At 66.3% G+C, this 23,050-nt stretch carries 23 protein-coding genes; 17 read left to right on the forward strand and 6 right to left on the reverse strand.

The features are described from left to right. Nucleotides 1-217: 217 nt before the first annotated feature. The gene (locus JF542_RS10725; protein ID WP_207075839.1) at nucleotides 218-607 is read left to right on the forward strand and encodes a hypothetical protein; all 390 of its coding nucleotides are present in this window, start codon (nucleotides 218-220) and stop codon (nucleotides 605-607) included. Between the two features lie 69 nt (nucleotides 608-676). On the opposite strand, the gene JF542_RS10730 is transcribed toward JF542_RS10725, so the two are convergent. Next, a complete protein-coding gene (locus tag JF542_RS10730) occupies nucleotides 677-856 on the reverse strand; it encodes a hypothetical protein (protein WP_207075840.1) in 180 nt (59 codons plus the stop codon). Nucleotides 857-895: 39 nt separating this feature from the next. Here JF542_RS10730 and JF542_RS10735 point away from each other — a divergent pair, with 39 nt between their 5' ends. Beyond that, complete coding sequence (locus JF542_RS10735; protein ID WP_207075841.1) at nucleotides 896-2,134, forward strand: APC family permease; 1,239 nt, start codon at nucleotides 896-898, stop codon at nucleotides 2,132-2,134. 270 nt (nucleotides 2,135-2,404) lie between these two features. Here JF542_RS10735 and JF542_RS10740 read toward each other — a convergent pair whose 3' ends face one another. Beyond that, nucleotides 2,405-3,598 (reverse strand): hypothetical protein, encoded by a 1,194-nt coding sequence (locus JF542_RS10740; protein ID WP_207075842.1) that lies wholly within the window; start codon nucleotides 3,596-3,598, stop codon nucleotides 2,405-2,407. Nucleotides 3,599-4,388: 790 nt separating this feature from the next. On the opposite strand from JF542_RS10740, the gene JF542_RS10745 reads away from it, so the two are divergent. The 9 genes from JF542_RS10745 (at nucleotide 4,389) to JF542_RS10785 (ending at nucleotide 14,029) form a co-directional block, all read left to right on the forward strand. Next, nucleotides 4,389-6,353 carry an AMP-binding protein gene (locus tag JF542_RS10745; protein WP_207076009.1) on the forward strand — a complete coding sequence of 655 codons (1,965 nt, stop codon included), beginning with the start codon at nucleotides 4,389-4,391 and terminating at the stop codon, nucleotides 6,351-6,353. A gap of 88 nt (nucleotides 6,354-6,441) precedes the next feature. Then, on the forward strand, nucleotides 6,442-7,305 hold the full coding sequence (locus JF542_RS10750; protein ID WP_050768432.1) for an ABC transporter ATP-binding protein: 864 nt from the start codon (nucleotides 6,442-6,444) through the stop codon (nucleotides 7,303-7,305). Between the two features lie 13 nt (nucleotides 7,306-7,318). After that, nucleotides 7,319-8,272 carry a branched-chain amino acid ABC transporter permease gene (locus JF542_RS10755; protein ID WP_007794515.1) on the forward strand — a complete coding sequence of 318 codons (954 nt, stop codon included), beginning with the start codon at nucleotides 7,319-7,321 and terminating at the stop codon, nucleotides 8,270-8,272. 219 nt (nucleotides 8,273-8,491) lie between these two features. Next, nucleotides 8,492-8,746, forward strand: a complete 255-nt coding sequence (locus tag JF542_RS10760; protein WP_007794512.1) for a hypothetical protein — start codon at nucleotides 8,492-8,494, stop codon at nucleotides 8,744-8,746. A gap of 95 nt (nucleotides 8,747-8,841) precedes the next feature. After that, nucleotides 8,842-9,918 carry a branched-chain amino acid ABC transporter permease gene (locus JF542_RS10765; RefSeq protein WP_007794509.1) on the forward strand — a complete coding sequence of 359 codons (1,077 nt, stop codon included), beginning with the start codon at nucleotides 8,842-8,844 and terminating at the stop codon, nucleotides 9,916-9,918. Between the two features lie 45 nt (nucleotides 9,919-9,963). Further along, a complete protein-coding gene (locus JF542_RS10770; protein ID WP_207075843.1) occupies nucleotides 9,964-11,256 on the forward strand; it encodes an ABC transporter substrate-binding protein in 1,293 nt (430 codons plus the stop codon). A gap of 111 nt (nucleotides 11,257-11,367) precedes the next feature. Further along, complete coding sequence (locus JF542_RS10775) at nucleotides 11,368-12,192, forward strand: ABC transporter ATP-binding protein (protein WP_007794500.1); 825 nt, start codon at nucleotides 11,368-11,370, stop codon at nucleotides 12,190-12,192. 42 nt (nucleotides 12,193-12,234) lie between these two features. Beyond that, the gene (gene thpR / locus JF542_RS10780) at nucleotides 12,235-12,795 is read left to right on the forward strand and encodes an RNA 2',3'-cyclic phosphodiesterase (protein ID WP_207075844.1); all 561 of its coding nucleotides are present in this window, start codon (nucleotides 12,235-12,237) and stop codon (nucleotides 12,793-12,795) included. A gap of 13 nt (nucleotides 12,796-12,808) precedes the next feature. Continuing rightward, complete coding sequence (locus JF542_RS10785; protein ID WP_207075845.1) at nucleotides 12,809-14,029, forward strand: phenylacetate--CoA ligase family protein; 1,221 nt, start codon at nucleotides 12,809-12,811, stop codon at nucleotides 14,027-14,029. Nucleotides 14,030-14,182: 153 nt separating this feature from the next. Here the strand turns inward: JF542_RS10785 and arsC are convergent, their stop codons facing one another. Genes arsC through JF542_RS10805 form a run of 4 tightly spaced genes read right to left on the reverse strand, consistent with a single transcriptional unit; the run spans nucleotide 14,183 to nucleotide 16,187 of the window. Then, complete coding sequence (gene arsC, locus JF542_RS10790) at nucleotides 14,183-14,521, reverse strand: arsenate reductase (glutaredoxin) (protein WP_207075846.1); 339 nt, start codon at nucleotides 14,519-14,521, stop codon at nucleotides 14,183-14,185. Next, nucleotides 14,518-15,576 carry a quinone-dependent dihydroorotate dehydrogenase gene (locus JF542_RS10795; protein ID WP_207075847.1) on the reverse strand — a complete coding sequence of 353 codons (1,059 nt, stop codon included), beginning with the start codon at nucleotides 15,574-15,576 and terminating at the stop codon, nucleotides 14,518-14,520. The genes arsC and JF542_RS10795 overlap by 4 nt, the downstream gene beginning before the upstream one ends. Next, nucleotides 15,573-15,911 (reverse strand): DUF952 domain-containing protein, encoded by a 339-nt coding sequence (locus JF542_RS10800; protein ID WP_207075848.1) that lies wholly within the window; start codon nucleotides 15,909-15,911, stop codon nucleotides 15,573-15,575. The genes JF542_RS10795 and JF542_RS10800 overlap by 4 nt, the downstream gene beginning before the upstream one ends. 57 nt (nucleotides 15,912-15,968) lie before the next feature. Then, nucleotides 15,969-16,187, reverse strand: a complete 219-nt coding sequence (locus JF542_RS10805) for a putative antibiotic biosynthesis monooxygenase (protein ID WP_007794484.1) — start codon at nucleotides 16,185-16,187, stop codon at nucleotides 15,969-15,971. A 111-nt stretch (nucleotides 16,188-16,298) separates the two neighbouring features. On the opposite strand from JF542_RS10805, the gene JF542_RS10810 reads away from it, so the two are divergent. From JF542_RS10810 to JF542_RS10835, 6 genes are all read left to right on the forward strand, one after another. Continuing rightward, nucleotides 16,299-16,871 (forward strand): TetR/AcrR family transcriptional regulator, encoded by a 573-nt coding sequence (locus JF542_RS10810; protein ID WP_007794481.1) that lies wholly within the window; start codon nucleotides 16,299-16,301, stop codon nucleotides 16,869-16,871. A gap of 143 nt (nucleotides 16,872-17,014) precedes the next feature. After that, on the forward strand, nucleotides 17,015-18,574 hold the full coding sequence (locus tag JF542_RS10815; protein ID WP_207075849.1) for a bifunctional metallophosphatase/5'-nucleotidase: 1,560 nt from the start codon (nucleotides 17,015-17,017) through the stop codon (nucleotides 18,572-18,574). A gap of 320 nt (nucleotides 18,575-18,894) precedes the next feature. Beyond that, complete coding sequence (locus tag JF542_RS10820) at nucleotides 18,895-19,326, forward strand: MarR family winged helix-turn-helix transcriptional regulator (RefSeq protein WP_007794476.1); 432 nt, start codon at nucleotides 18,895-18,897, stop codon at nucleotides 19,324-19,326. Between the two features lie 88 nt (nucleotides 19,327-19,414). Continuing rightward, complete coding sequence (locus JF542_RS10825) at nucleotides 19,415-19,717, forward strand: DnaJ family domain-containing protein (protein ID WP_207075850.1); 303 nt, start codon at nucleotides 19,415-19,417, stop codon at nucleotides 19,715-19,717. A 62-nt stretch (nucleotides 19,718-19,779) separates the two neighbouring features. Then, nucleotides 19,780-20,994 carry a class I SAM-dependent methyltransferase gene (locus JF542_RS10830; protein WP_207075851.1) on the forward strand — a complete coding sequence of 405 codons (1,215 nt, stop codon included), beginning with the start codon at nucleotides 19,780-19,782 and terminating at the stop codon, nucleotides 20,992-20,994. A gap of 142 nt (nucleotides 20,995-21,136) precedes the next feature. Beyond that, nucleotides 21,137-23,038: an acyl-CoA synthetase gene (locus tag JF542_RS10835; protein WP_207075852.1), complete on the forward strand. Its 1,902-nt coding sequence runs from the start codon at nucleotides 21,137-21,139 to the stop codon at nucleotides 23,036-23,038. The last annotated feature ends 12 nt before the right edge of the window (nucleotides 23,039-23,050 follow it).

Genomic DNA, 23,050 nt, shown 5'->3' on the forward strand with positions numbered 1-23,050 from the left:
AGCTCCATCAGAGCCATTCTGTCGTCGGTCATCGTCATCTCCGTCTCAGGTTTCAGGTGTCGCAACCCGAACCTTCTCCGAAGATCGACGGTGACCGCCAGCGTCGCATGTGGCGACGCCCGCGGATTCCTACACCACGCTATGGGGCACTATCGAGCTATGCACCAGAGTGAGACTCGAATTGACCCTCCCTGCGAGCCTTCGTGGCCAGACCGTGATGCTGGATACGTTGGAAGCCGTGGATGGAAGCACAGATACAAAGGCTCTGTTGCGTCCGATCCTGCAGATCATAGAGCGGGCGGTCTCTTCCGGCATCCAGCAGGAGTTTTTCGCCAACTTTGCGCTCTATGCCACTGAAGCGAACTTGCCTCGGCAAGGGCTGGGTGACTTCACCATTGCGCTAGATATCCCGGAGCACGCGCTTGACGCCGCCCGCCAAGATCTCCTCGACATCGCTGTCGCGGGATCCGACCGGATCTGGCAAACCACGTCAGACGGCCGCGCCGCCGCGGTCTTCGAGGTGATCTGCGACATCCTCGACGAGGGGCTCGCTCCAGTCGAGCAGCAGGCGCTGCTCGACGCCAACCTTGCAGACTTGGCAAGCTGATTTCGCCTCCATGCAGTGGCTTTGCCTACTGTGAACCATTCTGGAGCCGGACCGTCGAGGCGCCAGGTGTCATCGGCTGGCGGCCGGGCGTGCCAGGCGCAGCATGCCGGGCTTTGCAGCACGACCGGAGCGCGGGCGCATGTTGGCTTTTGCCGCACGCACATGGACGTGGGCCATCCTGCGATAGCCAAAGCTGATCGCTTCACAGCTGCTGTGCTTTCGATCATCCTTGGAGAGGGCGATGCCCATCGCTCACTTTCAGGCGCACGTCACAAGGATTTCAAGGCAATGTCGGCACCCGACAGTCAGGCGAACAGGGAACATCGGACGGTGAAATTGCGCCGCGCCCTGACGACGCCCTTGCTCACGCTCTATGGGCTTGGCGTCACGGTCGGTGCGGGCATTTATGTCCTCGTTGGGAGCACGGCGGCCGAGGCCGGGGCCTATGCGCCGGTTTCTTTCGTCATTGCCGCCACCGTTGTCGCCTTCACCGCCTTCTCCTACGCGGAACTGACGACGCGATACCCGGTCAGTGCCGGTGAAGCAGCTTACGTCGAAGCTGGATTTCGCTCCGGTTCACTGGCGACTCTCGTCGGGCTGGCGGTCGCCTTGTCGGGTATGGTCTCGGCAGCGGCCGTCGCGATTGGAGCAGCATCCTACTTGCAGGGGGTGATCGCGGCACCTCACTGGGTGCTGACAGTCGCGGTGGTGGCGCTGATGGGGGCCATCGCCCTTTGGGGCATCACGCAGTCGGTTCTGGTGGCCGCAATCATCACCCTGGTGGAAGTCGGCGGACTGATCTTTGTGGCTGTTTGGGGTTTTGGTATTTCCGAGCCACTTGGCGTCGATTTCACAGACATGCTCCCGCCTCTCGTCGGGCAGCACTGGACGGGGATCGGCGCGGCTTCGCTCTTGGCGTTCTTCGCTTTTGTCGGCTTCGAGGACATGGCGAACGTTGCGGAAGAGGTCAAAGACCCGGGATCGACCCTGCCCAAGGCCATTGTTCTGACGTTGGTCATAGCGACTTTTCTGTACCTCGCGACGACTGCCGCCGTGATTGTGGCCGTGCCGCTCGGTGACTTGACCTCTTCCTCTGCTCCGCTCTCACTGGTCTTTGAAGGTGCCCCTTTGGCGGTACGGCAGGGGTTCTCCGTCATCGCCATCGTAGCAACGATTAACGGTGTCTTGATCCAGATGATCATGGCATCGCGGGTCCTTTATGGCCTGGCCGATCAAGGGCACTTGTTTCCAGCCATGGCGATCGTCGGCTCGCGAACACAAACACCGGTCGTAGCAACGCTTCTTGTGATGGGCGTGGTCGCATTTCTGGCCTTGGCACTCCCAATTGATGAGCTGGCCGAACGCACGTCACAGATCGTTCTTTTGGTCTTTGTCTTGGTGAATGGTGCCCTGATCAGGCTGAAATGCCGGGGCGATGGCGGGCCTGACCACTTCACAGTACCCTTGATCGTCCCCGTCATGGGAGCGTTGACAAGCTTGCTTCTGCTCGGAACCGCTTGGCTTTAGAGACGAGGCAGACATCCGCGCAAATCGCGGTAGCGAGCGAAGTGACCGAAAGGATCAGCGGTTTACTGGACCGGGCCCGTTTGACCGCTCACAGCCCAGATTTGCCTTTCGCCGCGTGCTCCGCGGTTTGGTGGGCCGGACCTTTGCCCTGAGACCGTTGGCCGACCAAAGCACGGGGCTTCGGGCCCCTCGCTGGATGTGTCGCCAGCACGAGACAGCGCAGACGAAGCGCGCGAGCCGAAGCCCGCGCCCTTTGCAAATCGCATAAGGTCACTCGACTGTGCCAGGCAGAAGCTCGGTGTAGATCTGCGTGTGCACAAGTTCGATCACCTCCAGAGCATCGTCCGCCGCGGCCGCAAAGAGTGCCGCGTAATCATCGGGGGCGGGAAGCTCACCGTTGACGGTCTCATCTGCAAGATACGCGTTGATATCTACCGTCGCCGTCACGGGAAGCGCGCCGTCGATCGACACCCAGTAGGTGTAATCGGTCGGATAGTCCCGCGAATACTCGAAGGTCGAGTAATCGTAGTAGCCGCCGGCCTCCACGACACCGGAAATGACGTTCTCGTTCACGAGGTAGTCGAGCGTTATATCCCCTGTCTTGTCGGCTAGGCCGGCCAGGAGCGATGCGGCAGTGTCCAGCGTGGCCAACCCTACGGCATCGAGGGCTGCTTCGGTTTCGGATGTCGCGTCGGAAGCAAGCCCGGTCGCGAGATCGGTGTAGAGGGCAAGGTTCTCCAAGGGGGAGTCGATCGTGTACCAGACTCCATCAACGCTGTAGACGATCCTCCCCGACACATCGAGTGCCACGTCCTCGGCAACCTCCAGCTTGTCCAGAGCTTCCTCCAGAGCGTGATCCGTCACGCTTGCAGGAGACCGCGCCACCGACGACCTTCCGAAGTCGACCTCGATCGCGGTTGTGCCGTCGGGGATCTCCCCGAACTCCGTCGCCACGGTGTCGGTGCAGTCGGCGTCGAGACAGACGTAGACCTCGGTGATCTCTTCGCCGGTTTCGGGATCGACGCTGGTGCCGGCGACGATCGGCTCACCAGTTGCGAGATCCCGAAGCAGCACCACGATGTCGCCGTAGACGTCCCCCTTGGTCGTGCCGGAAGATGGGTTTCCTGTGCCCGCGCCCGCATGATCATTCAGGTCCGGATTGCCTCCGGCCCATTCCGGCCGGTCGCTATCTTCGTCAGCCTCTTGCGTAGCAGGCGCGGCGGGACGCACCGCCTGCACGCCAGCACTACCCTGGGCCCGAGAAGAACTCTGTCCTGCGGAACTGCTCCGGGTGTCCACCGACCCGCCGCCGCTCTTGGCGACACTGCCGCCACTGCTGCTACTGCCGCCCCCGGCACTGCCGCCGCTTCCGCCTGAGTCCGAACTGCCTCCCGAACCATGGCCTTGCGCCTGCGCGACATCGACCGTTGCGAGCGAAAGCGCTCCGGCGGCGACCCCTGCCAACAGGACGGTCTTTGCCGAAAGCGCGAGAATTTACCGCGATGTGATCATTGTCTTCCCTCCTCTAAACAGCAGACAACGGCCCCGTTTCCGGGATGGTCCACTTATCGCAAGGGGAGTTTAGCGACCCCCAAGCACATCGACGTTGATAGATATCAATTTCAAGATGCGTTCTTCCTGAATTCTGTTTCCCTTCGGCCAGGCGAGGGCAAGTCTGGGCTCGCAGAGGCCGATCGTCGCGCTCTGCCCGAACGGGAGCTTTCCGGGGATGCGCCTCAGCGGAGCTCCGTCAGCTTCTTGCGCATAGCGGCCCTTGAGAGGTGCCGCAGCGAACGCCGGCTTTCCTGCCCGCGGTGACGCTCTCTGATGGACCTGCTGCGTCAGGTACGCAAGACGGCTGCGCGCCGAGACCGGCCTTGCGCTTTGCGAAGCGCGAAGGCCAGATTGAGTAGCAGGAGCCCAACGAAGTGGGACACCGAGCTCTGCGCAGTTATATCTGCGGTCATCGGTGGCAGGAAACGGAGGCACAGTGCAATCAACAGCCGGGCAGTGCCCCCTGCACCCGCGCCCTCAGGTGCCCCGCCGGGCAGGCAGCGCTGCGCCCCCGTCACTCTCCCGCCCCGAGCTGTTACAATTCGTAAGAATCCGGAAATCATCACGAAATGATTGACCATCAGCCTCACCCTGACCCTTAATGAGGCCAGACGCGCGGGAGACGCGTCGGACCTCGCCAAGACGGGGTCACCGCCCGGAAGAGGAGCCGGGCGCATTGGGAGGAGACAACTTGGCTTACATGTCCGAGGGCGCGGAAGGTCTGCGCTCGATTCCGGCTCTGTTGCAGCGCAACGCCACCCGGTTCGGCACCCGTCCGGCCTATCGCGAGAAGGAATTCGGCATCTGGCAAAGCTGGAGCTGGTCCGAGGCCGAGACCGAGATCGAAGCCTTCGCGCTGGGTTTGCTGAACCTCGGCGTCGAGAAGGGCGACCACGTCGCGGTGATCGGCCGCAACCGGCCGACGCTCTACTGGTCGATGGTGGCGGCGCAGATGTGCGGCGCGGTGCCGGTGCCGCTCTACCAGGACGCGGCGGCGGAAGAGATGGAATACGCGCTGCAGCATTGCGGTGCCCGCTTCGTCATCGCCGCCGATCAGGAGCAGGTCGACAAGGTGATCGACATTCAGGACGACCTGCACCAGTTCGAGCACATGATCTATGTCGATCCGCGCGGCATGCGGAAATACGATCATCGCCGGCTGCACGAGTATTCGCATATCCAGAATCAGGGCCGCGCCGCCTATGACGAGTTCATCGGCGAGCTGACCGCGCGCCGCGAGAGTCTCGGCTACGATGACACCTGCGTGATGCTCTACACCTCGGGCACCACCGGCAAGCCCAAGGGCGTGGTGCTGTCGAACCGCAACATCATCGAGACCGCGAAGAACTCGGCCGAGTTCGACAAGCTGGGGCCGGGCGAGGAAGTGCTCGCCTACCTGCCGATGGCCTGGGTCGGCGATTTCATCTTCTCGATCGGGCAGGCCTACTGGACCGGCTTCTGCGTCAACTGTCCCGAGAGCGCCGAGACCATGATGACGGACCTGCGCGAAATCGCGCCGTCCTACTATTTCGCGCCGCCGCGGGTGTTCGAGACCCAGCTGACCCAGATCATGATCCGCATGGAAGACGCGGGCGCGCTGAAGCGCAAGATGTTCCACCACTTCATGGCCCATGCCCGCGAGGTCGGGCCGAAGATCCTTGATGGCAAGCCGGTGGGCCTGCTGGACCGGCTGAAATACGCGCTTGGCTCGGGGCTGGTCTACGGGCCGCTGAAGAACACGCTGGGCTTTTCCAACGTCCGCGTGGGCTACACCGCCGGCGAGGCGATCGGGCCGGAGATCTTCGATTTCTACCGGGCGCTGGGCATCAACCTCAAGCAGCTCTACGGCCAGACCGAGGCCTCGGTCTTCATCACCCAGCAGCCCGACAACGAGGTCCGGCCCGACACGGTGGGCGTGCCCTCGCCGGGGGTCGAGATCCGCATCGCCGAGAACGGCGAGGTGTTCTACCGCTCGCCGGGCGTGTTCGTGGAGTACTACAAGAACGCCGACAGCACCGCCGACACCAAGGACCCCGAAGGCTGGGTCGCCACCGGCGACGCGGGCTTCTTCGAAGAGGGCACCGGCCACCTGCGCATCATCGACCGCGCCAAGGACGTGGGCAAGATGGCCGACGGGGCGCTGTTCGCGCCCAAGTATGTCGAGAACAAGCTCAAGTTCTTCCCCAACATCCTCGAGGCGGTGGTCTTCGGGGCGGGCAAGGATCGCTGCACCGCCTTCATCAACATCGACCTGACCGCCGTGGGCAACTGGGCCGAGCGCAACAACATCGCCTACGCCTCCTACCAGGAGCTTGCCGGGCATCCCCAGGTGCTCGAGACGATCCGGGGCCATGTCGAGGAGGTCAATGCCAGCGTCGCTGAGGACGAGATGCTCTCGGGCTGCCAGATCCACCGCTTCCTGGTGCTGCACAAGGAGCTCGACGCCGATGATGGCGAGCTGACCCGGACCCGCAAGGTGCGGCGCAAGATCATCGCCGAGAAGTTCCACGACCTGGTGACGGCGCTCTATAACGGCTCGGACAGCATCTACACCGAGACCGAAGTGACCTACGAGGACGGGCGCAAGGGCAAGATCCGCGCCACGCTCGCGATCATGGACGCGAAGACGGTGCCGGCGGCACCGCCCGCGATGGCGGCAGAATGATGGGGATGGCTGGACGGCGCTCTTGCTGCGCAACTCGCCCCGCCCGCCATCCCGCTGACCGGCGCACCCGCGGGGAGGGGCGCGCATGATGGACGGGACCGAACAGACACACTGGACGAATGACGAAAGGCAGGCGGCCGTGAAGGACAGCGAAGGCTACGTGACCGCGGACGGGCGGCAGATCGGCGGGGTGCTGATGGAGCTTCGCAACATCACCCTGCGCTTCGGCGGCGTGGTGGCGATCAAGGACATCTCCTTCGACATCCGCGAGGGCGAGATCCGGGCCATCATCGGCCCCAACGGCGCCGGCAAATCGTCGATGCTCAACATCATCTCGGGCTTCTACACGCCCTCCGAGGGCGAGCTCTGGTACAAGGGCGCCAAGCGGCCGCCGATGAAACCCTACGAGGTGGCGCGGATGGGCGTGGCCCGCACGTTCCAGAACATCGCGCTGTTCGAGGGGATGTCGGTGCTCGACAACGTGATGACCGGGCGGCTCACCCATATGAATGCCGGCATCGCTTCGCAGGCGCTGTGGTGGGGCAAGGCCCGCGACGAGGAGATCGCCAACCGCGAGGTGGTGGAGAAGGTGATCGACTTCCTCGAGATCCAGTCGATCCGCAAGACGCCGGTGGGGCGGCTGCCCTACGGCCTGAAGAAGCGGGTGGAACTGGCCCGCGCGCTGGCGGCTGAGCCCAGCATCCTGCTGCTCGACGAGCCGATGGCGGGGATGAATGTCGAGGAGAAGGAAGACATGTCGCGCTTCATCCTCGATGTGAACGACGAGTTCGGCACCACCATCTGCCTGATCGAGCATGACATGGGCGTTGTGATGGACCTGAGCGACCGCGTGGTCGTCATGGATTACGGCAAGAAGATCGGCGACGGCCCGCCCGACGAGGTGCGCGCCAACCAGGACGTGATCGACGCCTATCTCGGCGTGGCGCATTGAGGGACGGATAGACATGCTGAACGACATCTTCATCAAGCCTTTCGTGGACATGTTCACGGCGCCCGACTTCCTGCTGCAGGTGCTGTGGGAGGGGCTGGTCTCGGGCATCCTCTACGCGCTGATCGCGCTGGGCTTCGTGCTGATCTTCCGGTCCTCGCGGATCTTCAACTTCGCGCAGGGCATCATGGTGGTTTTCGCCGCGCTGACCCTCGTGGGGCTGCACGCCATGGGCGTGCCGGCCTGGATCTGCGTGCTTCTGACGCTGGCGGTGATGTTCGGCCTCGCGGTCACCATCGAGCGCGTGGTGCTGCGCCCGCTGGTGGGCCAGCCCGACATCATCCTGTTCATGGCAACCATCGGCATCACGCTGTTTCTGATCGGTCTCGGCGAGATCATCTTCGGCGGCGAGAACAAGGTGATGATCACCGAGGAACTGGGGATCCCCACGGACAGCGTCGTGCTCGAGCCTTGGGGCGGCCTGCTGATCCTCGAGCAGAAGGATATCACCGCGGTGATCGTGGCGGCCCTGCTGGTGGTGGCGCTGCTGGCCTTCCTCAACAAGACCCGCATGGGCCGAGCGATCCGGGCGCTGGGGGACGATCACCAGGCGGCGCTGTCGGTGGGCATCTCGCTGCAGCAGATCTGGGTTCTGGTGTGGTTCATTGCCGGCATCATCGCGCTGGTCACGGGCATCGCCTGGGGCGCGCGGGCCGGGGTCAGCTTTGCCCTCGAGGTGATCGCCTACAAGGCGCTGCCGGTGCTGATGCTGGGTGGACTCGAATCGATCACCGGGGCCATCGTGGGTGGCCTGATGATCGGGATGCTCGAGAAGCTGTTCGAGATCTACTGGGGCCAGCCGCTGCTCGGGGGCAATACCGAGACCTGGTTCGCCTTCGTGCTGGCGCTGATCGTGCTGCTGTTCCGCCCGCAGGGGCTGTTCGGAGAACGCATCATCGAAAGGGTCTAGCGCCGGTCCGCGGCTCTGGCGCGCCAGACCCTCCGGGGGAGGGTCCGAGGCGCCAGAGGGCGGAGCCCCGGCAAGCCTTCGGGCAACGGACAGGTGAGAGCGGCGCAGGATGCGACCGGATCATCGCGACAGGGTGGAGCCCCCTTCAAGGCTCCGAGGAGACGGGTGGGTGGCGCCGGGAGGAGAGCTGGCGGCACCGCTGCAAGGGAGAAGAAAGAGATGGCGAAGCTGATCGCGATCCTCAACGTCACAGCCTGGGCCGGCTTCTGGGCCTTCGGCTATCTGGCCCTGACCGCCGACAGCGGTGCCGACGGGCAGATGGTCACGGCGCTGATCCTTGCCGCCATCGGCGGCGGGCTTGGGCTCTGGGCGTGGCTCTGGCTGGTGCGGCACAGCGAGGTGACGGGCTATGCCCCGGCGCCGAAGCGGGCCTACCCGGACGAGGATCTGCGGCTGCACGAAGGCAGTCTCTGACACCGCGATACGCGGCTCTGGAAACGACGATTTCGCGGCGGATCTTCCGACCGCGCAGGGCCCCTGCGGCCTGACAACAAGGGAGAGGACCCGGGATGCTCTATCGCACGGCCGGACAATTCAAGACCAGCTACCAGGCCGATCAGGCGCTGTTTCCGGTGCGGCAGGACGCGTTCCTGCTGGCCGTCATCCTCGCCTTCGCATGGGTGATCTTCCCGCTGATGGCGAGCGAGTTTGCCTTCCAGACGCTGCTGATCCCGATCCTGATCTACTCGCTGGCCGCCCTCGGCCTGAACATCCTGACGGGCTATGCCGGCCAGCTCTCGCTCGGCACCGCGGCCTTCATGGGGGTGGGCGCCTATGCCTGCTACAAGATGGTCACGCTGATGCCGTGGCTGAACCCGGTGGTGGCGATCCTGTTCTCGGGCGTGTTCAGCGCCGGGGTGGGCGTGGCCTTCGGCATCCCCAGCCTGCGCATCAAGGGCTTCTACCTCGCCATCGCGACGCTGGCGGCGCAGTTCTTCCTGGTCTGGCTGTTCGAGAAATGGGGCTGGCTCTACAACTACAACGCCTCGGGCGCGATCCAGGTGCCGAACCTCGAGATGTTCGGTGTCTACGTCGCCGGCCCGCAGGCCTCGTCGACGGTGCAATACTACGTGGTGCTGGCGATCGTGACGCTGCTCACGCTGCTCTGCATCAACCTCACCCGCGGCAATCTGGGCCGCACGTGGAAGGCGACGCGCGACATGGACATCGCCGCCGAGCTCATCGGCATCAACCTGATGCGCTCCAAGCTCACCGCCTTTGCCGTCTCGTCCTACGTGGTCGGCGTGGCGGGCGCACTCTTCGTCTTCATGTGGCGCGGCGCGGCAGAGCCCAACCTGTTCGACATCCCGCTGAGCTTCCGCATCCTGTTCATCGCCATCATCGGTGGGCTGGGCTCGATCCTCGGCAACTATCTTGGCGCGATCCTGATCGTCGGCCTGCCGGTGGTGCTGAACACGCTGCCAGAGGCGCTGGGCATCCCGATCAGCTCGGCCACCGTCGAGCACCTGAACATCATGATCGTGGGCTCGCTCATCATCTTCTTCCTGATCATCGAACCGCACGGGCTCGCCCGGCTCTGGGCGCTGATCCGGGAGAAGCTCATCATCTGGCCCTTCCCGCACTGACGGGCCGGCGCAAGATCATCGAATAAAAGGGAGGAGACTTTGACGATGAAGACTTTCACCAGGATCGCCGTGGCGGCGACGCTCGGCGCTGTCATGGGCGCCACCGCCATGGCCGAGGGCCTCTACGCCCCGAACCTCGCCTACCGGACCGGCCCCTTCGCGGCCACCGGCATCCCGCTGATGAACGGTCAGGCCGATTACATGAACATGCTGAACGCCCGTGACGGCGGCATTGGCGGCGTGATGATCGACTTCGACGAATGCGAGACCGGCTATTCCACCGAAAAGGGCGTGGAGTGCTACGAGAAGACCAAGGGCAAGGCCATCGTGACCCAGCCGTGGTCGACCGGCATCACCCTGCAGGTGCTGCCCAAGTCCAATATCGACGAGATCCCGATCCTTGCCCCGGGCTACGGCTTCTCGCCGATGGCCGACGGCAAGGTCTTCCAGTGGGCCTTCAACACGCCCCTGAGCTACTGGGACGGCGCCTCGATCATCCTCAAGTACCTGCAGGATCAGGGCGACCTGAGCGGCAAGAAGATCGCCTTCCTGCATCTCGACCACCCGTTCGGCAAGGAGCCGCTGCCCTATCTCGAGCAGAAGGCCGAGGCGCAGGGCTTCGAACTGGTGCCGATCCCAGTCGGTCTCAAGGAGATGCAGAACCAGTCGGCGCAGTGGCTGCAGATCCGCCGCGAGCGTCCCGACTATGTCATCATGTGGGGCTGGGGCGCGATGAACGCGGGCGCCATCACCGAGGCCGTGAAGACCAAGTTCCCGATGGAGAACATGCTCGGCGTCTGGTGGTCGGGTCATGACGCCGACCTCAAGATCGTCGGCGAGGACGGCAAGGGCTACAAGTCGGTCAGCTGGTCGTTCCCGAACCCGGACGCGCCGGTCATGGCGGACGTCAAGCAGCACGTGGTCGATGCCGGCAACAGCCAGTCCAACGAGGAAGAGATGCAGGGCGTCTTCTACTCGCGCGGGCTGGTGATCTCGGCGATCCTCGCCGAGGGCATCGCAGTGGCGCAGGAGCATACCGGCAAGGCCGAGATCTCGCCCGCCGACCTGCGCTGGGGCCTCGAGAACCTGAACTTCACCGAGGAGCGCCTCGAAGAGCTCGGGATGACCGGCATGGTGCCGCCGTTCTCGACCTCGTGCTCGAACCACACCGGCCACTCCGGCGGCTGGATCCTCGAGTGGGACGGCGCGAAGTTCGTCAAGGCCTCCGACCTGATCATGCCCGACAGCGAGGCGATCTCGGAGCTCGAGATGGCCAAGGCGCAGGAATACGCCGAGGCCAACGCACCCTGGCCGGTCAACGAAGACTGCGAGATGTGATCCGCACCCGTCCGGCGATGGCCTCGATCGTCGTCGCCGGACATACCGACACTGATCCGTCCGGCGGCGGCCCGTTCGCCGCCTGACACACCGACACTGGAGAGACATGACATGCTGGACGCCGGTCAGACGCGCGAGACCCTGCTCGAGGTCAACAACATCGAGGTGATCTACAACCACGTGATCCTCGTGCTGAAGGGGGTGTCGCTCTCGGTGCCCAAGGGCGGCATCACGGCGCTGCTCGGCGGCAACGGGGCGGGCAAGACCACGACGCTCAAGGCGATCTCGAACCTGCTGCATTCCGAGCGCGGCGAGGTCACCAAGGGCACGATCAGCTATCGCGGCGAGCGGGTGCAGGATCTCGACCCGGCGGCGCTGGTGAAGAAAGGCGTCATCCAGGTGATGGAGGGCCGGCACTGCTTCGAGCACCTCACCGTCGAGGAAAACCTGATGACCGGGGCCTTCACCCGCAAGGACGGCAAGGGCGCGGTCGAGGCCGACCTGCAGATGGTCTACGACTACTTCCCGCGCCTCAAGGAGCGCCGCAAGTCGCAGGCGGGCTACACCTCGGGCGGCGAGCAGCAGATGTGCGCCATCGGGCGGGCGCTGATGTCGCGCCCCGAGACCATCCTGCTCGACGAGCCCTCGATGGGCCTTGCGCCTCAGCTGGTGGAGCAGATCTTCGGCATCGTGAAGGCGGTCAACGAGGGCGAGGGCGTGTCGTTCCTGCTGGCCGAGCAGAACACCAACGTGGCGCTGCGCTTCGCCCATTACGGCTACATTCTCGAGAACGGGCGCGTGGTGATGGATGGTCCCGCCGCCGACCTGCGCGAAAACCCGGACGTGAAGGAATTCTATCTCGGCGTCTCGGACGAGGGCCGCAAGTCGTTCCGCGATGTGCGCTCCTATCGCCGCCGCAAGCGGTGGCTGGCGTGATCCGCGACCGGCGCGGCTGAGACATCACGAAGAGGGAGGGAGATGCGGTGCTTTCTTGCCCTGCCGATCCCGGAGCCTCTCCTGCCGCCGCTGATCGCGGTGCAGGAGGCGGTGCCGGTCGGCCGCGCGGTGCCGGAGGACAACCTGCACCTGACGCTGGCCTTCCTCGGGGACCGGCCAGAGGCCGAGCTGCGCGAGTTGCATCTGGTGCTCGGGCAGCGGGCGCTGCCGACGGTGACGCTGGCGCTCTCGGGGCTGGCAACTTTCGGCGGGCGGCGGGTCAAGCTGCTGGCCGCCGAGGTGACGAAGGCGCCCACGCTTGTCGGGCTGCAACGCGAGGCGGTGAGGGCGGCCACGGCAGCGGGGATGGCGCTTCCGCGGGAGCGCTTTCGCCCGCACGTGACGCTCCTGCGCTTCGGCGCCGGGCTGCGCGACGCCGACCGGCCGCGGCTCGACGCCGCGTTGGCACCGCTCGCGGCGCTGAGCACGGCAGCCGAACCGGTCGCGGAGATGCGGCTGGTGGGCTCGACACTGACGCCCGAGGGGGCGGTTTACGACACGCTGGCGGAGTATCCGCTGGCGACAGGATCCGGGACGGGATGAGAGGGAGGCTCGGATGAGCAGCTACTACGACGAACTCGAAACGCGCAGCGCCGAGGCGCGCGCCGCGGCACTGGCCGAGGCCCTGCCGGAGCAGATTGCCCGCGCCAAGGGCCTGCCGGGCTATGCCGAGGCGCTGGCCGGGGTCGACCCCGCCACGGTGACCGACCGCGCGGCGCTGGCGCGCCTGCCGGTGCTGCGCAAGTCGGACCTGGTCTCGGCGCAGGGGCCGGGGGCGCCGCTTGGCGGCTACGCCGCGAGGCCGGTGCATGGCTTTGCCCATGTCTTCCAGTCGCCGGGGCCGATCTATGAGCCGGGCGGCATCGAGCAGGACTGGTGGCGGCTCGGGCGCTTCCTGCATGCCTGCGGCATCGGGCAGGGCGACATCGTGCAGAACTGCTTCGGCTATCACCTGACACCCGCCGGGATGATCTTCGAGAACGGCGCCCGGGCAGTGGGGGCGGCGGTGCTGCCCGCCGGCACCGGCCAGACCGAGCTGCAGGCCCGCGCCGCGCATGATCTGGGCGTTACCGCCTATGCCGGCACGCCGGACTACCTCAAGCTGATCCTCGAGAAGGCCGACACGCTGGGTCTTGAGCTGAACATCACCCGGGCGGCGGTCTCGGGCGGGGCGCTGTTCCCATCGCTGCGTGCCTGGTACGCCGAGCGCGGCATCGCCTGCCGGCAATGCTATGCCACCGCCGATCTCGGCATGGTGGCCTACGAGAGCGAGGCGATGGAGGGGATGATCTGCGACGAGCGGGTGATCGTCGAGATCGTCACCCCGGGCACCGGCGATCCGGTCGCTCCGGGCGAGGTCGGCGAGGTGGTGGTGACCACGCTCAACCCCGACTACCCGCTGATCCGCTTTGCCACCGGCGACCTGTCGGCAGTGCTCGAGGGCGAGAGCCCCTGCGGGCGCAGCAACCTGCGCATCAAGGGCTGGATGGGCCGCGCTGACCAGACCACCAAGATCAAGGGCATGTTCGTGCGCCCCGAGCAGGTGGCGGCTCTGGTGGCACGCCACGACGAGATCGACCGGGCGCGGGTGGTGGCCAGCCGCGAGGGCGAGATGGACGTGCTGACGGTGCGCATCGAGACCAGTGCCGGCGACCCCGCGGCCTATGCCGGCACGGTGGCGGAGGTGCTGAAGCTCAAGGGCACGGTGGAACTTGTGCCGCCGGGCGGGCTGCCCCGCGACGGCGTGGTGATCGAGGACGCGCGGGTCTACGATTGAGCCTTGCGGGGGAGTGACGTCGGCGCTGCGCGGCTGTCCCGGCGGGGCACCTGGGGGCGTGGGCGGGGGGGGGGGGCTGCCCCCTCTGCGGCAGGGCCGCATTCACCCCCGAGGTATTTTTGAACCAAAGAAGACGGGGCGTCTGGTTGGCGGTCAGAGAAGGTCGAGTACCTTTTCCGGAGGGCGGCCGAGGATGGCGCGGGGGCCTGCGATCGCGAGCGGGCGTTCGATGAGCCTGGGCTCGGCGGCCATGGCGCGCAGCAAGGTGTCGTCGTCGGCGTCCTTGCTCAGGCCCAGCTCGCGGAAGGCGGGCTCCTTGCTGCGCATCATCTCGATCGCCGGCAGGTCCAGGGCGGTTTTCGCCGCCTTCAGCTCGTCGTAGCTGGGCGCGTCTTCGAGATACTTGCGGATCTCGGGGCGGACGCCGTGCGCCTCCAGAAGCTTGAGCGCCTCGCGCGATTTCGAGCAGCGCGGGTTGTGCCAGAGGATCACAGCCAGTCCTCCCGGCCGGTGCCCACCGCCTCGGCGACGCTGGCAAAGCCGTCGCGGGCGAGCAGCGCATCGAGGCCGCGCACGATCTCGGGCACGAGGCTCATGCCGCCGAACACCAGTGCGGTGTAGACCTGCACCGCCGACGCGCCGGCGCGGATCTTGGCATAGGCCTGTTCCGCCGAGCCCACGCCGCCGACGCCGATCAGCGGCAGCCTGCCCTCGGTCAGCTGCGACAGCCGCGCCAGAACGCGGGTCGATTTCTCGAACAGCGGCTGGCCCGAGAGCCCGCCCGCCTGCGCCGCGAAGGGCGAGCTCAGCCCCTCGCGCGAGAGGGTGGTGTTGGTGGCGATGATGCCGTCGATGCCGGAGGCCAGCGCCACCTCGGCCACGTCCGTCAGCCCGGCCTCGTCGAGATCGGGGGCGATCTTGAGGAACACCGGGATCGGTTTGGCCAGCCCGTCGCGCGCCGCGAGCACGCCGGCGAGCAGCGCCGACAGCGCCTCCTTGCCCTGCAGGTCGCGCAGCTTCTCGGTGTTGGGCGAGCTCACGTTGACCGTGGCGAAATCCAGATCGCCACCGCAGCGTGCCAGCACCTGCGCGAAATCCGCGGCGCGGTCGTCGCTGTCCTTGTTGGCGCCGAGATTGAGCCCCAGCACCATGTCGCGCGGGCGATGCACAAGCCGGCCGGCGATCGCCTCCATGCCGTCATTGTTGAAGCCGAACCGGTTGATTGCCGCCTGCTCTTGCGTCAGGCGGAACAGCCGCGGCTTGGGGTTTCCGGGCTGCGGGCGTGGCGTGGCGGCGCCGACCTCCACGAAGCCGAAGCCGGATTTCGCCAGACCGGGCAGCGCCTCGGCGTTCTTGTCGAACCCGGCGGCAAGCCCAACCGGGTTGGCAAGCGAAAGACCGGCAACGCTGCAGCGCAGGCGCTCGGAGGTCAGGGGGCCCGCCGACGGGGCCAAGCCCGTCTTGAGCGCCAGCATCGCGAGGCCATGCGCGGCCTCGGGATCGATGCGGTGCAGCACCGCCAGACCGGCGCGTTCGATCAGGCTCATGTCATGTCATCCGGGAAGATATGACCGCCGAGGCCGAGCGGCAGCGGACGCGACCAGCGCACGTCGGCGAGCTTCAGGGGGCCGTAGAGATGCGGGAACAGGGCACCACCGCGCGACGGCTCCCACTTGAGGGCCTCGCCGAGATCGTCCGCCTCGAAGGCGAGGATGTAGAGCCCGTCATCGCCGGCAAAATGCTTGGCAGCGGTTTCGCGCACCTGCGCGAGGGTCGAGAAATGGATATAGCCATCGGCCTCGTCCACCGGAGCACCGGTGGTCTCGGCCTCTGCCTGCAGCGCGGCCCATTCCCCGGACCTCAGGATTTTGTAGATCAGCATGGTCCCCAGATGACCGCGAACGCCGCGCCGGTCAATCCCCGGCGGCGTCGTTGCCTGTCAAAGCCAGCGGCCGCAATGGCGGTGAATGCGGGGAATGATCACCCAGATCATCGTGACGACGATGATCGGCACCATCACGAGGTTGCGCTGCCAGATCTCCCAGCCGACGGTGAGCGGGGCGAGGGCATAGATCAGCGCGGTCACCAGCGGGTAGACCCCGAGAAAGACGAAGATCGCGAGCCGGGCGCGGGAGGGAGGACGGGCGGCAACGGTCATGTACGGATCCTTGGTAGCGCATGTATTTGAACGGAACGTATCGTTTCTATAGGGGCTGGCCTCGGTGCTTGTAAAGACGTAAGACGGGAAAAAAGACCGGATCCATCGCCAATGACCGAAAAACGAGCCTCCATCGGCGCCCGCCGCAATCCCGAGACCGAGGCCGCGGTGCTCGACGCCGCCGAGGCGCTGGTCGAGGAGAAGGGCATTTCCGGGCTCAGCATGGAGGCCGTGGCCAGGCGCGCCCGCGCCGGCAAGGCGACTCTCTACCGCTGGTGGCCGACCCGCGGCGCGCTGCTGATGGCGGTCTACCAGCGCCAGAAGCGCATCGCGGGTTATCCCGATACCGGCACGCTCGAGGGCGACGTGAAGGGGGTGCTCGACACGCTCTTCGCGCATTGGGGGCGTCCCGAGGGCCGCATCTTCCGCCACATCATCGCGGCATCGCAGGCGGACCCGGATGTCCTCGAGGCGCTGGAGGCCTACCGGCTCGGGCGGCTCGAGAGCCTCTCGGTGCTGTTCGAGCGGGCGCAGGCGCGCGGGGAGCTTTCCGGAGAGGTCCCGGCGCGGGACATGGCACGGGCGGTGATGGCGATGGCGTGGCTGCACCTCCTGGTCGACCGGCTCGACGCCGATACCGCGGGCATGGCCCGTACGCTGGTGCGGGGCTGGACCGTCCCATAGCGCGCGAAACGAAGCGCCCCGAATAGGCGCTGCCGCGCTGCTGCGACGGGCGGGCGCTACGTCAGGTGAAGCCGTGCTTTGACTCGCTCGCGGAAGCGTTGCAACAATCCTGTCATAATAACGCCCACAGAGAGGTTTCCCCGATGAATTTCCGTCTGCTGACCAGTGCCGCCGCGCTTGCGCTTGCCGCCGGCGCTGCGAGCGCCGAGTATTCGCTGACCATTCTTCACACCAACGATTTCCATTCCCGGTTCGAGCCGATCAGCAAGTACGATTCGACCTGTGGTGAAGAGGACAACGCCGCGGGCGAGTGCTTCGGTGGCTCCGCCCGCCTCGTGACCGCGCTCGAAGAGGCCAAGGGCCGGCTCGACAACTACCTGCTGGTGGATGGCGGCGACCAGTTTCAGGGCACGCTGTTCTACACCTATTACAAGGGCAAGCTCGCCGCCGAAATGATGAACAAGATGGGCTACGACGCGATGACCGTGGGCAACCACGAGTTCGACGACGGCCCCGAGGTGCTGCGCGGCTTCGTCGATTCGGTCGAGTTCCCGGTGCTGATGTCGAATGCCGATGTCTCGGGCGAGCCGCTGCTGGCCGATGCGATCATGAAGTCGACCATCATCGAGAAGAACGGCGAGAAGATCGGCCTCATCGGCCTGACCCCGCAGGACACCGACGAGCTTGCCTCGCCGGGGCCGAACGTCATCTTCACGCCCCCCGCCGACGCGGTGCAGGGCGAGGTCGACAAGCTGACCGAAGAGGGTGTGAACAAGATCATCGTGCTGTCGCACTCGGGCTACAAGGTCGATCTCGCGGTCGCCGAGAACACCACCGGCGTGGACGTGATCGTCGGCGGCCACTCCAACACCCTGCTGGGCGAGATGGACGGGGCCGAGGGCCCCTATCCCACCATGGTGGGCGACACCGCGATCGTCTCGGCCTACGCCTATGGCAAGTTCCTGGGAGAGCTCAGCGTGACCTTCGACGATGACGGTACTGTCACCGAAGCCTCCGGGGCACCGCTGATCATGGATGCCAGCGTCACCGAGGACGAGACCACCAAGTCGCGCATCGCCGAGGCCGCGGCCCCGCTCGACGAGATCCGCAACGAAATCGTCGCCGAGACCGCCGAGGAGATCGTCGGAGCCCGCGATGTCTGTCGGGCAATGGAATGTTCGATGGGCAACCTCGTGGCCGATGCCATGCTCGACCGTGTCCAGGATCAGGGCATCCAGATTGCCATCGCCAACAGCGGCGGCCTGCGCGCCTCGATCGATGCGGGCGAGGTCACCATGGGCGAGGTGCTGACGGTACTGCCGTTCCAGAACACCCTCTCGACCTTCCAGATCACCGGCGCGACGCTGGTGGAGGCGCTTGAGAACGGCGTCAGCCAGATGGAGGAAGGCGCAGGCCGCTTCCCGCAGGTGGCGGGCATGTCGTTCAGCGTCGATCCCTCCGCCGAGCCCGGCAGCCGGATCTCGGAGGTCATGGTCGGCGGTGAGCCGGTCGACCCCGAAGCCACCTACGGCGCAGTGTCGAACAACTACGTGCGCAACGGTGGCGATGGCTACAAGATGTTCGTCGATGCCGAGAACGCCTATGACTTCGGCCCCGACCTTGCGGATGTGACGGCGGAGTACCTCGCCGCCAACGCGCCCTACGCGCCCTATACCGACGGTCGAATCACCGTGATGGAGTAAGTCTCCCGAACGGAGCTTGTTGACCGGGCGCGCGGCTTGACCACCGCGCGCCCCTTGCATGCGTGCAGGGGGCCTTTCGCCGAAAGACGTTCCGCAAACCGGGCCTGGCCGCAGGGGCCGGACTGCCTCCGGCGGGAGTATTTTTGACGAAGAGAAGCCAGGAGCGCAGCGCCCCTGAGGTTCTTCTGGCCTGAAATATCCCGGGGGAGGCCGCGCCTCGCGTGGACGGCGGCAGCGCCCCCATCGTGGCGAACCCGTGCCGCGACGTCTCGCGGATCTGCCGATAGCCATGCGATCACGGCGCTGTTAAGGCAGGGCGCATGAAGGATTTCGACAAGTCGCGCTCCGCCGGCTACCTCGCCAATCACCAGGCCCGGCTCTTTGCCCAGGCGCTGGCCGAGCGCATCAACCCCATGGGGCTGGCGCCGGCGCAGTTCCAGTGCCTGCTCGAGCTCTGGCGTGAGGATGGGCTGACCCAGCGCGACCTGGTGCAGCGGCTGGATGTCGAACAGGCGACCATGGCCAACACGCTCAAGCGCATGGAGCGCGACGGGCTGATCGAGCGCCGCGCCCACGCGGGCGACGCCCGCGCCCGCACCATCCATCTGACCGAGCGCGCCCGCGATCTGCAGGGGCCGGCCCAGGCCGAGGCGCAGGCGGTCAACGCCCGCGCCACCGCCGAGATGAGCGACGAGGAGCGCACAGCCTTCCTCGACCTGATGACCCGGGCCGTCGACGCGCTGCGCAAGTAAGCCCCGAGACGGGCTGGAAGCGGGGCCCGAACTGCGGCATCCTTGCGGTCCATGCCACCCGGCCCATGCGCCGGTTCAGGAGACGCCGATGGATCATCCGCTGATCGACCTGATCAACGCTCGCATCGCCAAGGCCGAAGGGGAGGGCGCCTTCGACAACCTGCCCGGTGCCGGCAAGCCTCTGCCCGCCTGCGACGATCCCGAGGCGGCGGTGATGACCCGTATCCTGAAGGACAACGGCGCGGTGCCCGAGTTCGTCTCGCTCTCGCGCGAGCTGTCAAGGCTTCGCGAGGCGTTGCGCGACACCGCCGACCGCAGCGAGCGGCGGCGGATGATGCAGGACATGTCGCTGCTCGAGGCGAAGATCGAGATCGCCCGCAAGGCGCGCTGAGGCTTGGACAATCTCCAAGCGCCGTGGCAGGGTCGCGGCCGCATCAAGGAGGGCCGCGCCGGATGGTCAGCGTCAAGGAACAGTACGAAGCCTTTCCCTATCCCGAGCGCGATCCCGAGGACGAGAAGACCCGGCTGATCACCGGCTCGCCGTCGCACCCGCTCGAGATGGATCACTTCCTGTGGCGCGGCAAGCGCGACTGGTCGCAGCCGCTCAAGGTGCTGGTCGCCGGCGGCGGAACCGGCGACGGGCTGATCCAACTCGCCACGCTGCTCGACAAGGCCGGCGCCGCGGCCGAGATCACCTATCTCGACCTCTCCACCGCCTCGCGCGCTGTGGCCGAGGCGCGCGCGGCGATGCGCGGCCTGACCAACATCAGCTTCCACACTGCCAGCCTGCTCGACGCGGCCGAATACGGGGCGTTCGACTATATCGACTGCTGCGGCGTGCTGCATCATCTGCCCGATCCGGCCGAGGGCTTCCGCGCCCTGCGCGCCGCTCTGGCGCCCGGGGGCGGGCTCGGCTTCATGGTCTACGCGCCCTATGGCCGCTCGGGCGTCTACGCGCTGCAGGAGGCCTTCGGCGCGCTCTTCGAGGGGCTGCCCGCGGCGGAGCGGCTGGAGCGGGCCAAGACCATTGCCGCGACCCTGCCCGAGGGCCATCCCTTCGCCAGTAACCGCAATCTCGGCGATCACCACAAGAGCGACGCCGGCTTCTACGACCTGCTGCTGCACGGTCAGGATCGCGCCTTCAGCGTGCCCGAGCTGCTCGGGGTGCTGGGCGAAACCGGCTGGGATCTTGCCTCCTTCACCACGCCTGCGATCTACGATCTCGGGCAGATCGCCGAGGTTCCCGAGGGCATGGACCGCGCGCAGCAGATGGCGGTGGCCGAGAAGCTGCGTGGTACCATCCGCATGCACACCGCCTATGCCGTGCCGCAGGGCACCGGGACGACCATCGCCAAGGGCACCGACCGCAGCCTCGTGCCGCACCTGCGCGGCGTGCAGCGGCAACCGCTGGCCAAGGCCGTGGCGCAGGGGCGCAGCCTGCCGCTGCGCATCGGCCAGCTCTCGGCCGAGATCACCCTGCCGCGCGGTGCGGCGCCGGTGCTGGCGGCGATCGACGGGCGGCGCAACCTGACCGAGATCGCCCGCGCGGCGCGCTTCGACGCGCTGGGGTTCGGCACCGTCTGGGCGCAGGTCGAGGCGGCGCTGGCACCATGGGGGCTGTTGCTCTATTCGGGATTCCTGCGTACGGGCGGGCATGCGCCCAAGTGACTGCCGCGCGCGTCGGAACGTTGCGTCGTGACGGGGCTGCCGTAACGTCCCTGTGCCTTGCGCCGACGCCCGTTCCTTCTCAGACTGGGACGCGAGGAGAACATCGCCCGGCGCCGTCCGGGCACGAGGGAGGAGCCATACCATGAGCTTTGCGTCCGTGAGCGACCGCAACGCGATCGAAGCCGAGATGCCGTGGGCGGAACGCGATGTTCCCGCCACGCTCTGGGGCCAGCTGAGCCGCACGGCAGAGGCCTTCCCCGACCGTCCGGCGGTCAGCTACCAGATGTTCTCGGGCCCCGGGGACAAGGCCGAGACCGTGACCTGGGCGCAGCTGCGCGACCGCACGGCGCAGGCGGCCAACCTGTTCCGCAGCCTGGGCGTCGGCGAGAACGACGTGGTCGCCTACGTGCTGCCGAACTGCAACGAGACGCTCTACACCTTGCTGGGCGGCGCTGTGGCGGGGATCGTGAACCCGATCAACCCGCTGCTCGAGCCCGAGCAGATCGCCGCAATCCTGCGCGAGACCGACGCCAAGGTGGTGGTGACGCTCAAGCCATTTCCCAAGACCGACGTGGCGCAGAAGGTGGCCGAGGCCTGCCGCCATGCGCCGCACGTGCACACCGTGCTCGAGATCGACCTCAACCGCTATCTCACGCCGCCGAAATCCTGGATCGTGCCGCTCATTCGGCCCAAGAGTGATGGCCATCCCCATGCCGACGTGAAGTGCTTCAACAAGGAACTGCGCAAGCAGCCGACCGAGCTGAGCTTTGCCGACAGCAAAGGCGACCGCGTGGCGGCCTATTTCCACACCGGCGGCACCACCGGCATGCCCAAGGTGGCACAGCATCTCTATTCGGGGATGCTCTACAACGGCTGGCTTGGGCACAACCTGCTTTTCGACGAGCATGACAACATCATGTGCCCGCTGCCGCTGTTCCATGTCTTCGCGGTGCACGTGATCCTGATGTCGGCGATCTGTTCTGGCGCGCACGTGGTCTTCCCGACGCCCGCAGGCTATCGCGGCGACGGCGTGTTCGACAATTTCTGGAAGCTCTGCGAGCGCTGGAAGATCACCTTCGTGATCACCGTGCCCACCGCCGTCTCGGCGCTGATGCAGCGCAAGGTCGATGCCGACATCTCGAGCGTGCGCGCGGCTTTCTCCGGCTCGGCGCCGATGCCGATGGAGCTGTTCAAGCGCTTCGAGAGCGCCTGCGGAGTCACCGTCTGCGAGGGCTACGGCCTGACCGAGGCGACTTGCCTCGTCTCGGTGAACCCGCCCGAGGGGAAGAAGAAGGTCGGTTCGATCGGCATTCCCTTTCCCTACACCCACGTCAAGATCGTCAAGCAGACCGGAGAAGGGCCGCGGGAATGCGCCACCGACGAGGTCGGCGAGATCTGTGTCGCCAACCCGGGCGTCTATGCCGGCTCGACCTATACCGAAGAGGACAAGAACCACGATCTCTTCCACGAGGGCATCTACCTGCGCACCGGCGATCTGGGCCGCGTCGATGACGAGGGCTATCTCTGGATCACCGGCCGGGCCAAGGACTTGATCATCCGCGGCGGTCACAACATCGATCCGGCCGAGATCGAGGAGGCGCTGCTGGCGCACCCGGCAGTGGCCTTTGCCGGTGCCATCGGCCAGCCCGACGCCCATGCGGGCGAGCTGCCCTGCGCCTTCGTGGAGCTGGTCGCGGACGCAGAGGTCAGCGAGGACGAGCTGATGAAGCACGCCCGTGTGCATATCCACGAGCGCGCCGCCTATCCCAAGCACATGACCATCCTGCCCGAGCTTCCCAAGACTGCGGTGGGCAAGGTGTTCAAGCCGAAGCTGAGGATGCTGGCGATCCAGCGGATCTACAACGCCGCGCTCGAGGCGGCGGAACTGCCGGCGCGGGTGGTCGACGTGATCGACGACCGCAAGCGCGGTCTGGTGGCACAGGTCGAACGCAACGGTGCAGACGAAGAGGCGGTGTGCCATTGCCTCGGCGCCTTCACCCGGCCGTGGGACTGGGCGGCGGACCGAAAGGTCGCGGCCGAGTAGGCCGAGTAGGCA

This window comes from Salipiger bermudensis (genome assembly GCF_017309175.1).
In the GTDB taxonomy this organism is placed as follows: domain Bacteria; phylum Pseudomonadota; class Alphaproteobacteria; order Rhodobacterales; family Rhodobacteraceae; genus Salipiger; species Salipiger bermudensis.

Coding starts and splice junctions, on each gene's coding strand:
- JF542_RS10775 (WP_007794500.1), top strand. CDS start 11,368: ATGCTGGACGCCGGTCAGACGCGCGAGACCCTGCTCGAGGTCAACAAC.
- JF542_RS10810 (WP_007794481.1), top strand. CDS start 16,299: ATGACCGAAAAACGAGCCTCCATCGGCGCCCGCCGCAATCCCGAGACC.
- JF542_RS10735 (WP_207075841.1), top strand. CDS start 896: ATGTCGGCACCCGACAGTCAGGCGAACAGGGAACATCGGACGGTGAAA.
- thpR (WP_207075844.1), top strand. CDS start 12,235: ATGCGGTGCTTTCTTGCCCTGCCGATCCCGGAGCCTCTCCTGCCGCCG.
- JF542_RS10815 (WP_207075849.1), top strand. CDS start 17,015: ATGAATTTCCGTCTGCTGACCAGTGCCGCCGCGCTTGCGCTTGCCGCC.
- JF542_RS10800 (WP_207075848.1), bottom strand. CDS start 15,911: ATGCTGATCTACAAAATCCTGAGGTCCGGGGAATGGGCCGCGCTGCAG.
- JF542_RS10765 (WP_007794509.1), top strand. CDS start 8,842: ATGCTCTATCGCACGGCCGGACAATTCAAGACCAGCTACCAGGCCGAT.
- JF542_RS10785 (WP_207075845.1), top strand. CDS start 12,809: ATGAGCAGCTACTACGACGAACTCGAAACGCGCAGCGCCGAGGCGCGC.
- JF542_RS10770 (WP_207075843.1), top strand. CDS start 9,964: ATGAAGACTTTCACCAGGATCGCCGTGGCGGCGACGCTCGGCGCTGTC.
- JF542_RS10760 (WP_007794512.1), top strand. CDS start 8,492: ATGGCGAAGCTGATCGCGATCCTCAACGTCACAGCCTGGGCCGGCTTC.
- JF542_RS10730 (WP_207075840.1), bottom strand. CDS start 856: ATGGGCATCGCCCTCTCCAAGGATGATCGAAAGCACAGCAGCTGTGAA.
- JF542_RS10805 (WP_007794484.1), bottom strand. CDS start 16,187: ATGACCGTTGCCGCCCGTCCTCCCTCCCGCGCCCGGCTCGCGATCTTC.
- JF542_RS10745 (WP_207076009.1), top strand. CDS start 4,389: ATGTCCGAGGGCGCGGAAGGTCTGCGCTCGATTCCGGCTCTGTTGCAG.
- JF542_RS10825 (WP_207075850.1), top strand. CDS start 19,415: ATGGATCATCCGCTGATCGACCTGATCAACGCTCGCATCGCCAAGGCC.
- JF542_RS10795 (WP_207075847.1), bottom strand. CDS start 15,576: ATGAGCCTGATCGAACGCGCCGGTCTGGCGGTGCTGCACCGCATCGAT.
- JF542_RS10835 (WP_207075852.1), top strand. CDS start 21,137: ATGAGCTTTGCGTCCGTGAGCGACCGCAACGCGATCGAAGCCGAGATG.
- JF542_RS10750 (WP_050768432.1), top strand. CDS start 6,442: ATGGACGGGACCGAACAGACACACTGGACGAATGACGAAAGGCAGGCG.
- JF542_RS10830 (WP_207075851.1), top strand. CDS start 19,780: ATGGTCAGCGTCAAGGAACAGTACGAAGCCTTTCCCTATCCCGAGCGC.
- JF542_RS10725 (WP_207075839.1), top strand. CDS start 218: ATGCTGGATACGTTGGAAGCCGTGGATGGAAGCACAGATACAAAGGCT.
- JF542_RS10820 (WP_007794476.1), top strand. CDS start 18,895: ATGAAGGATTTCGACAAGTCGCGCTCCGCCGGCTACCTCGCCAATCAC.
- JF542_RS10755 (WP_007794515.1), top strand. CDS start 7,319: ATGCTGAACGACATCTTCATCAAGCCTTTCGTGGACATGTTCACGGCG.